Genomic DNA, 11822 nt, shown 5'->3' on the forward strand with positions numbered 1-11822 from the left:
TGCTAGACTTAAATATTAGGTTACACTAATTTTAAGGAGGCAGGCATGCGCCGGGCCCTTATGGTTTGTTTCTTCTGCCTTCTGGGCGCAGCTCAGGCCGCCCCGGCGCAGTGGGTGGAGGTGAAGCGGCAAACCCTGACCGAGACCCTCCGCCTTGATGGCATGATCGAGGCGGTGCGTGAGAGTACGGTCTCGGCCCAGACAGCGGGAACCGTTGTCGAGCTCCCCTATGACGTGGACGACACTGTTCCGGAAGGCGACCTGATTGTCCGGCTCGAGGACAGCGATGAGCAGGCCCGCGTGGAGCAGGTACGCGCCAGCCGGGAAGAGGCTCAGGCCGAGCTCACCGATGCCCGCCAGAACCTGGACCGGGTGGAGCAGCTGCACGAACGTGATGTCGCCACCCGGCAGGATCTGGATCAGGCCCGCAACCGTTTCGATGCAGCCAAAGCCCGTGTGTCACGCGCCGAAGGCGCGCTTTCCGAAGCCCGGGAGCAACTCAGTTACACCCGTGTGAAGGCGCCCTACAGCGGCATCGTGACCGAACGCATGGTCGAAGTTGGCGAGTCCGTCTCGCCGGGCCAACCGCTGATGCGGGGCCTGTCGCTGGAGCAGCTTCGGGTGGTGGTCGCTCTTCCCCAGCGGTATGCGGAGCGCGTGCGCTCCGAGCGCGAGGCGGTGGTTACACTCGACAGCGGTGAGCAGCTGGAAACCGACGGGATGACGTTCTACCCCTATGCGGATCAGCAGAGCCACAGCTTCCGGCTGAGGCTTGAGCTTGCCGATCCCGAAGGCCGTCTCTTCCCTGGAATGCTGGTGCGTGTGGGGATACCGACGGGAACCCGCGAGGCACTCTGGGTGCCTGAATCCACTATCTACCAGCGTGGTGAACTGCGCGCCGTGTTCGTGCGGGGGCCGGATGACGAGCCCCGTCTGCGCCAGGTGCGTCTTGGAAGCCGTCGGGACGGGATGATCGAAGTACTCTCCGGTGTCAGTGAGGGCGAATCCGTGCGTCGCGAGGCTCTGTACTGATGGCACCGCATGGCAATCTGGGGCCCTCCGGACAGATCGCGCGGCTTTTCCAGAACAGCCGCCTTACCCCTCTACTTGCGCTGATCGGGCTGCTGCTCGGCATTGTTGCCGTCATCGTCACGCCCAAGGAGGAGGAGCCCCAGATTGACGTCACCATGGTGGACGTCATGGTGCCCTTTCCCGGGGCCAGTGCCCGGGAGGTGGAGAGCCTGATCGCCACCCCGGGCGAACAGATCCTGGACGAGATCCGGGGCGTTGAGGACATCTATTCGGTGTCACGCCAGGGCCAGGCGGTTATCACCGTGCAGTTCGAGGTGGGGCTGCCGCGGCGGGAAGCACTGGTCCGCATCCACAACAAGGTCCAGTCCAATCGCGACTGGTTCCCCGAGGGGCTGGGGGCGGGGGAACCCGTGGTCAAGCCAAGGGGCATTGATGATGTTCCGGTCATGACCCTGACCCTCTATGACCCGCAGCGGCGCCAGAGTGGCGAGGACCTGACCCGCCTCGCCCACACCCTGGAGACGGAGCTCAAGCGGGTGCCCGGTACCCGGGATATCTACACCGTCGGTGGTGTGCCGGATCGCATCGATGTGCGGGTTGAGCCGGCCAGCCTGGCCGGTTATGGCCTGGGCATCAATGATCTGCGGGAAGCGATCCGGGCCGCCAATGCCACCGGCCAGGAAACCCGGATTACCCGCGGAGGCCTGTCCATTCCGGTACAGCCCGGGGAGCCGCTCCAGCAGGTTGAGGCACTGAGGTCGCTGGTTGTGGCGCGCAACAATGGGGCTTCCGTTCACCTGTCGGATGTGGCCTCAGTCAGCCGTGGCGGGACTGTACCGGATGCATCGGTGCAGCTGGGCTTCGGGCCGGCAGGTGAGCGTAAGCCCGGAGAACGCTATCCGGCAGTGACGCTGGCTGTGGCCAAGAAAACCGGCGAGAACGCCATCGATGTGACCACGGCTGTCTCAGACCGGCTGGAGCAGCTGCGGGGCCGGGTGATTCCGGACGACGTGGAAGTGCTCACCACACGCAACTACGGCCAGACCGCCAGCGACAAGGCGCGTAAGCTCATCTCGGACCTGATCATGGCCACCCTGTCGGTGATGCTGCTGGTGTTGGCGTTCATGGGGTGGCGCCAGGCCATGGTGGTCGGCCTTTCGGTGCTTCTGACTCTGCTGCTGACGCTGGTGTTCTCCTGGGCATGGGGCTTCACCCTGAACCGGGTCTCGCTGTTCGCGCTCATCTTCGCCATCGGGATCCTTGTGGATGACGCCATTGTGATCGTCGAGAACGTGAACCGGCGCATCCATAACTCTGATGACCCGGCCATCCGGGTGATTCCCACGGCAGTGGATGAGGTTGGGACCCCCACCATCATGGCGAGCCTCACCATCATGGCGGCGCTCCTGCCCATGGCGTTTGTGACCGGCCTGATGGGCCCCTATATGAGCCCCATTCCCATCAATGCCTCGGCCGGTATGGTGCTCTCGCAGCTGGTGGCGTTCATCCTGACTCCCTGGCTGGCACTGCGGCTAGTCCGTCCCCGTGACCGGGCGAAAGACACGGAGGTCGTCGAAGCGGAAGAAGTGAACCCCCGCCTTTACCGTCTCTTCAGCCGAGTCCTGACGCCCTTCATGGGCAATCATCCCTGGCGGCGCCACGGGCTGGCATCCGGGGTCATCGCGCTCACGCTGGGCGCAGCCGCACTGCCGGTGTTCATGCTGGTGATCCTCAAGATGCTCCCCTTCGATGACAAGTCGGAGCTTCAGGTGGTGGTGGACATGCCGGAGGACACCCCCATGGAGACCACCCAGAAGGTTCTCACGGAGATGGGCGGTTACCTGGAGGGCCACGAGGCCGTCACGAACTGGCAGGCCTATGCCGGCACTGCTTCCCCCATCAACTTCAATGGACTCGTGCGCCAGTACTATCTACGCCAGGAACCCTGGCAGGGTGACCTCCAGATCAACCTGAAGGACGAGCGGGAAAAGGCCTCCCACGATATCGCCCAGGCCATGCGAAGCCCACTTACTGAGATCGGTGAGCGTTACGGGGCCGCCGTGAAGGTGGTTGAGGTGCCGCCGGGGCCTCCGGTGCTGTCGCCGCTGGTTGCCGAGGTCTACGGCCCCAGTCCGGAGGTGCGTGCCTGGGAGTCGGCGTCACTGGCACGGCGCATGGAAGGTGTCGAGGGGCTGGTGGATATCGACACCACGGTGGAGGCCCCCGTGGAACGCTGGCGTGTGGTGGTGGATCGCCAGCGCGCCGCCACCCTGGGCGTTTCCCAGGCCCAGGTCGTGGATCTGCTCTCCGCCACACTGGGCAAGCGCAATCTTGAATACTTTCACGATCCGAACGCCAAATACGCGGTTCCGATACGGGTGATCCTGGATGAAGGCGACAGGGCCCAGAAAGCAGCGCTGCTGTCCCTCAAGGTGCGGAGCCGTTCCGGGGATATGGTGCCGCTGGCGCAGGTGGCCTCGATCGAACCCAGCAGCTGGCCCGGTGTCATCCATCATAAGAACCTGATGCCGGTCACCTATGTCACTGCCGACATGGCCGGCGAGGTGGATTCTCCCCTGTACGGCATGTTCCGCCTGTCCGGTGAGCTGGAGGACCTCCCGCAGTACTACATCCAGCAGCCGGAGTGGCCGGACGAGGCCGCCATCAAGTGGGACGGGGAATGGCAGATCACCTATGAGACCTTCCGGGACATGGGCATCGCCTATGGGGTCGGAATCGTTGCCATCTTCCTGTTGCTGGTGGCGCAGTTCGGCTCCTACGGGTTGCCGCTGATCGTGATGATGCCCATCCCCCTGACGCTCATCGGCATCATGCCGGGCCATGCGCTGCTGGGTAAGGAGTTCACCGCCACCAGCATGATCGGCATGATCGCGCTGGCCGGTATCATTGTGCGCAACTCCATCCTGCTGGTGGTGTTCATCCGGGACCTGCTGCACGAGGGCAGGCCGCTGGAGGAGGCGGTGGTCATGGCCAGCGCCGTGCGCATCAAGCCCATAGCGCTGACTGCCGTTTCCGCGATGCTGGGGGCGTTCTTCATCCTGACGGATCCGATCTTCAACGGTCTGGCGATCTCGCTGATCTTCGGCCTGGCCATGTCCACCCTGCTGACGGTGATCGTGGTGCCGCTGGCCTACTATCTGTTCATCGGTGAACGGGAGGTGCGCTGAGCGCTTCCTGGATACGCTGGAACAGATCCCCCTGGAAGGGCCGGCTCAGGGGATAGAAATGGCCGGAGTGGGGGAGCATGGTGAGTTCGGCATCAGGGAGTGTCGCGGCGAGGTGCCGGGCATAGGCCGGGGGCAGAAGCTGGTCCTCGGCCCCCTGGTGGATCAGTGTCGGCGTGCGGATATCACCGAGGCGGAACCCCCAGTCGCCCATTTCCGTGAGCAGGTCCGTGGCGATGGCGCGGGCGCCTGAATTGAGGCAGGCCAGCTGGCTGGCGCGGAAGCGCCGGACCTGGCCCGGATCCGCGAGTATGGCGTGGTCGGCATCGCTGAACAGGCTGCGTGCCCGGGCCATGTAGAAGTCCGGCCGCCGCTGGGCAATGGCGGTGATCAGCGCGACAGTCGCCCGGAACAGGGCCTGACTGATGTCCGCGATGAGAGGGCCGGGCCAGAGCGTGCGCAGCAGCAGCCGGCGGGCGCCCGCCATCTCCCGGAAATGGGTATAGCTGGAGAGCAGTACCGCCAGCCGTATCCGCCCGGGCAGTTCATGGGCGGCTGCCAGGGTGCGGGATCCGCCGCTGGACCAGCCCATGTGGACGCAGCGCTCAATACCCAGGTGATCCAGGAACAGGGCCAGGTCCCGGGGGTAGTCGAGCAGTATCCGGTCCTGCTGGTAGCTGGAGCCGCGGATGCCGGGCCTGTCCAGGGCGAGGACCCGCAACCCGGCGATCCGGGCCTGTTCATGGAAGAACAGGACCTCCAGCGCCGAGCCGGGCATGCCGTGCGCGTAGACCACCGGGATGCCAGCCTCCGCGCCAGCTTCCAGTCCCACCAGTTGCCGGTTATCCGGAGTCCGCAGGGTGTGGACCCGGGTGGGCTCGTCCATGCCGGTGCTCATGCCGCCGCTTCCTTCAGGCGAGGACGGAAATGCTGGTTAACCCAGAGCGAGACGCCAATCAGCCCACCGCCGAGAGCCAGGGCGAACAGGTCGGCATCCCGGTTCCAGATCAGCAGGTTCACCAGCAGCCCCGCCGGTACCAGGGCATTGTTCATGACCGCCAGCGTCCCCGCATCCACTTTCCGCGCTCCCTGGTTCCAGAAGAAGAGTCCGGCCCCGGAGGCGGCGAAGCCCAGCCAGCCGAGGACCAGCCACTGCCAGGGCGTGGCGGGCAGCATCTCGCGGTCCCCGAAAGCCAGGAAGGAGGGCAGCGCCACCAGTATGGCGCCCAGGAAGAAGTAGCCGAACAGTCGCCAGGCCGGCGCTTCCAGTGAATAGCGCTCATAGAGGCGGCGATAGCCCACCTGCCCGGCAGCGAAGGCGAGGTTGGCCCCCTGCAGCATGACAAAGCCGGTTATGTAGGACTCACTGAGGCCATCGTAGCGGATGATCGCCGCCCCCAGTGTGGCCAGTGCGGCAGCCATAAGGGCTACCGGGGCAAACCGGCGGTGGAGGGCGTCATCCATAAGCGTGATGTAGATGGGCGTGAAGACCGTGAACAGCAACACCTCCGGCACCGTCAGGAAGGCGAATGAGCGGTACAGCAGTAGGTAGGTGATGCCGAACTGGCTGGCGCCGACCAGCATCATCCCCAGCCGGAAGCCGCCTGGAACGCCGCGCCAGCGCAGAAGCGGCAGGAACACCAACGCGCCGCACAGCACACGGGTCAGCACGGCGAAGTCGTTGTCCACGTTCCCGGCGAGATAGACGCCGATCAGGCTGAAGGAAAAGGCCCAGAGAATGGTGACGAGAACAAGGATGATCATACGCTGCTCCTAGACCGCCTGGCCGGCGGCGACGCCGGAGGCCCAGGCCCACTGGAAATTATGCCCGCCGAGGTGGCCGGTGACGTCCACCACCTCGCCGATGAAGAAAAGCCCGGGCTGGTCGTGGACTTCCATGGTCTTAGAGGACAGCGAGCGGGTATCCACGCCGCCCAGAGTAACCTCGGCGGTCCGGTAGCCCTCAGTGCCCGCCGGTGTCAGCTGCCAGCCATTCAGGGTCTGCGCCGCCTGCGTCAGGTCCACCCTGCTGAAATGCTGGAGTGGGGCCTGCCATCCCTGGAGCTCCGTGAAGGCCTGGGCGAAGCGCTTGGGCAGTTCACCGCCCAAGGCGCGCGCGATGCCTCGATTGGGGTGATCGCGGCGTTGGTCCGCCAGCCACTGGTCCGCATCCCGGTCCGGAAGCAGGTCGATGGTCAGGGCGTCGCCGGGTTCCCAGAAGCTTGAGATCTGCAGCATGGCCGGGCCACTCAGCCCCTTGTGCGTCACCAGCATGGGCTCCTGGAACCGCTCCCCGTTACAACGGACCGCGACCGGGCAGCTGATGCCGGCTAGGGGCGCCAGTTGTTGCTTCAGTTCCGGCGTCAGTGTGAACGGAACCAGACCGGCGCGGGTGGGAATGATATCGAGCCCGAACTGGCGTGCCAGCTCATAGCCGAAACCAGTGGCCCCCATGGTGGGAATCGAAAGCCCGCCGCAGGCCACGACCAGGGCCTCCGAGTGGAAGTCCCCGGCGCTGGTGTTCAGGGTGTAGCCGCCATCCTGGGGACTGACGGTCTCCACCGTCGTGCGGGTCATCACATCGACGCCCGCCCACTCGGCCTCGGTCATGAGAAGATCCACAATCTCCTTGCTTGAGTCCTGGCAGAACAGCTGGCCAGCGGCCTTTTCCTCGTGTTCGATGCCATGGCGTTCGACCAGCTCAAGGAAGTGTTCCGGGGTATAGCGCTTAAGGGCGGAAATGCAGAATCCGGGGTTGTCCGACAGAAAGTTCGCCGGGGTGCTGTTGAGGTTGGTAAAATTGCACCGTCCCCCTCCGGACATCAGGATCTTGCGCCCGGGGCGGCGGGCGTGTTCGATCACCAGCACGCTGCGGCCACGATAGCCGGCGGTGGCGGCGCACATGAGCCCGGCGGCGCCGGCGCCGATGATGATGACATCGTAGGTCGTGGGCATGATAGGGCTGGCCTGTCTGAATGGGCTGCATGAGCGCGTATTCTAAGGCCCGCGAACCCGAGTGAACCAGTGGAAAGAGGCCGATGATCGGACCCGGAACCCAGTCCATCCCGGAAGGGAAGATGAAACTGCTCCAGGCATCCTTGCGCCTGGTCACCAGCAGTCGCAGCATCAGTTCGCTGGGCATCCGGGAGCTGGCCCGTGAGGCCGGCCTCAATCCCAACACCTTCTACCGCCACTTCTCGGATCTCGATGACTTCGGTCTGTTCGTGCTCGAGTGCATCGCCTCCGAGGTCAAGCGCCAGGTCCGGCGCCTGCGCACAGCGGCGGCCACTTCGGATCAGGCGGCCCACGATTCGGTCTATTTCGTATACGAGTACTTCCGCGTCAACCCGGCGGTGGTCATGGTCGCGGTCCGGGAGTTGCACGGACCCTCACTGGTGCTCCGGCAGGCCCTGGCGCGGCAGCTGGAGGAGGCGGCCACGGAGATGGCCGATGACGTGACCGAGCGGCAACTGGTGCCCCAGGTGGACCGGACCACAGTGCTGGACATCGCCCGGACCGTGGTCCGGTTCATGCTTTTCCGGGGCATGGATTACATCGAGTATCCGGAGCAGCAGAGGGCCATCCAGAAGGAGACGGAGCGCTTTCTGCACCGCCAGTTCATGGGCGCCATGGCCGAGATACTGGCGCCGGATCTGGACGCGAGGTTGGCGGGTTCCTAGCGTATTCAGGCCAGTTCCCCGCCGCTGTCGACCATGACCCGGTTGCGCCCGGAGTGCTTGGCGGCGTAGAGGGCCTGGTCGGCATCCTGGAACAGGCTCTGGCTGATATTGGCCACCTCGGGAACCCGGCCGCTGACACCGATGCTCAGCGTCAGGTGGATGGTTTCCTGTGAGATCGGGAAGGGGGTTTCGGCCACGTGCTGGCGGATCCGTTCGGCCACACAGCGAGCCCCCTCAACACCGGTATCCGGAAGTACTACCGCGAACTCCTCGCCACCATAACGGGCCACTATATCCTCAGGGCGCGTCACCAGGCTGGCAATGCACTCCGCCACCACCCGCAGGCAGTCGTCACCCACCAGATGCCCGTAACGGTCATTGAAGGCCTTGAAGTGGTCAATGTCCAGGACCATAACGGACAGCGGCTGCCGGTAACGGAAGGCTTCCACGCAGTAGTTCGGGAAGACCTCCTCGAAGTAGCCACGGTTGCGCAGGCCAGTGAGCGCATCCGTGGTGCTGAACTCCAGAAGCTTGGCGTTGGCGGCTTCCAGGGCCTGGGTACGCTCATGCACCCGGTGCTCAAGACGGGTATTGGCCTCTTCCTGGACCCGCAGCGTCTCCGCCTGGGCCATACGGGCATTGCGCTCCTCGTACAGGGCCTGGTTCTGGGCTTCCAGGGCTGCCTGCTTCTCCTTGTTCAGGCGATCGGCAATGGCGAACGAAAGCAGGATGACCCCGAGGGCCGAGCCCACCTGGACCGCGTTCTGGGTGAACACATTGTTGGGCACCAGGGCGAATTTGCTCAGGGCCAGGATGATGCCCCCGGTAAGCATGGCAAACCAGGCCACTGTGTAGTAACGCGCCGCCCTGACTCCTGCCATGAGCCGCACAATACCAACCAGCAGCATCAGGCAGCAGGCCACGAAGGCGACGCCGATGCTCCCCAGGACGATGGTGCTGAAGGGTATATAGAGCGCCGCCAGGATGATGAGTGTGGCGGCGGCATTCAGGTTCCAGATGGCGCGCAGCAGGAAGGGGTGGTTGTCGGTATTGATGGACAGGAAGCGGACGGTGAACAGGGAGCCGAACACCACCACGCACATCAGGAAGATCATCATCAGCTGGTTGTTCCACCAGGTCGCGCCGGGCCAGAGGAACTGGTAGGCGAGCCCGCCAAGCGTAGCCAGGAACAGGGGCATGGCGGAGATGTAACCGATGTAGTAGAGAAAGGCCCGTTCGCGTACCGCGATATAGACGAAGATGTGGTAGAAGATCATGGCCACGGCAATACCGAAGTAGACGCCCTGGAACAAGAGATCGGACTGTTCATAGGCAAGGAAAGCTTCCGGCTTCCAGAGGGTCAGCGGGACCTGCATGGAACTGCCTGTATCCACCCGCATGAACACGGTCAGCGTTTCCTTCGGGCCGAGTTCCAGCGGTGCCACAAAATTACGGTGTTCGAGGGGGCGCTCCCAGAACGGCAGTTGATTGCCCATGGTCTGCGTCTGCACGGTCTCGCCATCGCTGATCACATGCAGATCAATGTGGTGCAGGGCCGGGTAACCGATTTCAAGATAGGGGCTGAGTGCGGCATCCGTGGGGTTATGGATCCGGCTCCGGAACCAGTAGGGCTCATCCACATAGCCGTGACTGATGGAGGGTGGCTGTTCCTGGTTCCATGCGCCGGATGGCAGGCTGCGGACCTCGTCGAGGCTGGCGTCGCCACTGGTGTCGACCCACGACTGGGTATGGCCCTCCAGTGCGAGGTTCTGTTCGCTCCCGGACCACTGGGCAGTCGTGGCGGACGCGAACCCTGCCAGCAGCAGGAGCCCGAAAAGTAGTAACCGAATCAGTGTGCGGCTCATAATCAGCATCCCTTTCCCGCTCAGTGTAGTGGGGGCTCAGGGATACCGTGTTGCTCTCTGGTTACCGCCCGTAACCGACGAAGTCGGCCAGGTAATCAATGCTGGCGTCTGCCTGGCGGTAGACCAGATACAGGGTCTTGTGGACCCCTTCCTCACCCAGGCGCCGTGTGGCAATGGGGTGGCTGTCGCGATAGCGCTCAGCCAGCCAGTCCGGAAGGGTGCAGACACCCCGGTTGGCCGCCACCAGCTGAAGCATGATCTCCATGGCTTCCACCTCCTGCTGGTGGACCGGTTCCAGCCCGGCAGGCGAGAGGAAGTGCGTGAACACGTCCAGCCGTTCCCGGGCCACCGGGAAATGGATAAGCCGGGCCTGGCTGAGCCGGTCCGGGGTGACGGTGCCGCCGCCGGCCAGGGGGTTTTCTGAGGCGGCAACCAGCATCAACTCATAGTCAAACACCGGTGTGTGGCAGAGCGCTTCACTGAATACAGGATCACTGGTGATCAGAATGTCGATGCGGTGCTGGGTCAGTGCCTCCAGGCCGTTGAAGCGGAACTTCTGGATCACGTCCAGGTCCACGTCCGGCCAACGTCGCAGATAGGGCTGGACAACCGTCAGAAGCCACTCGTAGCAGGGATGGCATTCCATGCCGATACGCAGGCGCCCGCGCCGTCCTTCACCGAAGGCGCGCAGGGTGGCGTCCGCCTCCTGCAGGCGGGGCAGCAGCTGCTGGCCCAGTTCGAGCAGGTAGTTGCCGGCCTGGGTCAGCTGCAGGCGCCGGCCCTGTTTGGACCACAGCCGGGCCCCGCTCTGCTCCTCCAACTTGTGCATGGCATGAGAGAGGGCCGACTGCGTCAGGCACAGGTGGCTGGCGGCTTCACCCAGGGTGCCCTTTTCGTGCAGGGCCATGAGGATTTCAAGATGATGACGCTGAATCATGAGCGTAACTCACGGATCGAATAGAAATAATCATTTTCCATCATCGATTGCCGTGGGTAAAGTGTAACCAGCATCAAGGCGCGGGTTCAGGGAAGAGCGGGTTTGCCCGCGCATTGTGATGCCGCCGGTTACCGGTCAGGCTCCTCGGCTGGCCGGCAGCCCCTTCCATGGGCAGGCGTCCGCCTGCCCATTCCTTTCCGATTCCGCTGTTGTTCAGAGCCAGTCGTTCAGGGAGACGCCCAGCCCAATGCGGTGGGTGCGCTCGTTGTAGTCGATCAGGGACTCGCCGTATCCGTTGTAGTACTGGATATGGGCCTTGATGGAATTGCTTACCGGGAAGGACCAGTTGACCTCTACGGAGGTCCGGTTGTTCTCGTCATGCAGGTTGTTCATTACAGAGATGCCCAGAGCATGGGTGCCGGCCGGGTTGTAGACCGCGTTGAGCTGGCCATACCCGAGATACCGGTCAATGTCCGGGTTGTCATCCTCCGACCGCGAGGGCTTGATCCGATACCAGGGTTCCAGGGCGAACGTCCAGTTGTCGGTGCTGTAGACCATGCCTGCCTTAACCCTGTTCCAGCTGCGCGAGAAAGGCTCCTCACGGCCATTGGACTCATGGTTGAAACCGACTATGAGCATTTCGAGTTTGCCCGGACCAATCTCCCAGCCCAGGTCGTGGGTCATGAAGATTTCGGGTTCAAAGTTGATCTCCCGGAAGGGCGAGGATTCATCGGTGTTGTAAAGCTGCCAGAATGCCAGCTGGGTGTAGCCGAACCACAGACGATTGGGCCCGTCAAAGACACCGGTCAGAAGCGGTATCCGGAAGCTGAGCTGGAATTTGACCTCTTCCTTCTCAACTTCTTCACCATGTGGCTCCGGCGTATAGGTCGGTGTGGTCGGCACTTGGTTGGGGGAGCTGACCCAGGTGGCAGGCAGCAGGTAGTTGCGCCGGTGTGGCTGCAGAATGCTGGACTCGCCCAGCATCCGTTTGCGTGGTGCGGGATCGGAGCCTGTCTCTGAGGCGTCGTTGGCTTCCTCGTGGGGATGTGCCAAGCCTGGGGCTGCCTGGAGCCCGGCCAGGAGGGCCATAAGCGGTGTCAGGTGGCGTAGTCGTTTCATGGCC

Annotated in this window: 9 protein-coding genes; 3 read left to right on the forward strand and 6 right to left on the reverse strand. The window is 63.7% G+C overall.

Going from position 1 to position 11822, the window contains the following annotated elements; all coding sequences use genetic code 11:
- The first annotated feature begins 45 nt into the window (after nucleotides 1-45).
- Entirely contained in the window at nucleotides 46-1032 is a 987-nt protein-coding gene (locus H4I92_RS08805; RefSeq protein ID WP_077530228.1) for an efflux RND transporter periplasmic adaptor subunit, read from the forward strand.
- Nucleotides 1032-4220, forward strand: a complete 3189-nt coding sequence (locus H4I92_RS08810; protein WP_077530229.1) for an efflux RND transporter permease subunit — start codon at nucleotides 1032-1034, stop codon at nucleotides 4218-4220. The genes H4I92_RS08805 and H4I92_RS08810 overlap by 1 nt, the downstream gene beginning before the upstream one ends.
- Here H4I92_RS08810 and H4I92_RS08815 read toward each other — a convergent pair.
- Genes H4I92_RS08815 through H4I92_RS08825 form a run of 3 tightly spaced genes read right to left on the reverse strand, consistent with a single transcriptional unit; the run spans nucleotide 4195 to nucleotide 7172 of the window.
- Entirely contained in the window at nucleotides 4195-5115 is a 921-nt protein-coding gene (locus H4I92_RS08815; RefSeq protein WP_077530230.1) for an alpha/beta fold hydrolase, read from the reverse strand. The genes H4I92_RS08810 and H4I92_RS08815 overlap by 26 nt on opposite strands.
- A complete protein-coding gene (locus H4I92_RS08820) occupies nucleotides 5112-5981 on the reverse strand; it encodes an EamA family transporter (RefSeq protein ID WP_077530231.1) in 870 nt (289 codons plus the stop codon). Before H4I92_RS08820 ends, H4I92_RS08815 begins: the two co-directional genes overlap by 4 nt.
- Nucleotides 5982-5990: 9 nt before the next feature.
- A complete protein-coding gene (locus H4I92_RS08825; RefSeq protein WP_077530232.1) occupies nucleotides 5991-7172 on the reverse strand; it encodes a BaiN/RdsA family NAD(P)/FAD-dependent oxidoreductase in 1182 nt (393 codons plus the stop codon).
- A gap of 83 nt (nucleotides 7173-7255) precedes the next feature.
- Between H4I92_RS08825 and H4I92_RS08830 the strand changes: the two genes are divergently transcribed.
- A complete protein-coding gene (locus H4I92_RS08830; RefSeq protein ID WP_077530233.1) occupies nucleotides 7256-7897 on the forward strand; it encodes a TetR family transcriptional regulator in 642 nt (213 codons plus the stop codon).
- Between the two features lie 5 nt (nucleotides 7898-7902).
- Here H4I92_RS08830 and H4I92_RS08835 read toward each other — a convergent pair whose 3' ends face one another.
- The 3 genes from H4I92_RS08835 to H4I92_RS08845 form a co-directional block, all read right to left on the reverse strand.
- Nucleotides 7903-9762 (reverse strand): sensor domain-containing diguanylate cyclase, encoded by a 1860-nt coding sequence (locus H4I92_RS08835; RefSeq protein ID WP_077531717.1) that lies wholly within the window; start codon nucleotides 9760-9762, stop codon nucleotides 7903-7905.
- A gap of 61 nt (nucleotides 9763-9823) precedes the next feature.
- Nucleotides 9824-10699: a LysR family transcriptional regulator gene (locus H4I92_RS08840; protein WP_077530234.1), complete on the reverse strand. Its 876-nt coding sequence runs from the start codon at nucleotides 10697-10699 to the stop codon at nucleotides 9824-9826.
- A gap of 213 nt (nucleotides 10700-10912) precedes the next feature.
- Nucleotides 10913-11818: a phospholipase A gene (locus H4I92_RS08845; protein WP_077530235.1), complete on the reverse strand. Its 906-nt coding sequence runs from the start codon at nucleotides 11816-11818 to the stop codon at nucleotides 10913-10915.
- Between the last annotated feature and the right edge of the window lie 4 nt (nucleotides 11819-11822).

This window comes from Vreelandella halophila (assembly GCF_019903425.1).
In the GTDB taxonomy this organism is placed as follows: domain Bacteria; phylum Pseudomonadota; class Gammaproteobacteria; order Pseudomonadales; family Oleiphilaceae; genus Halospina; species Halospina halophila.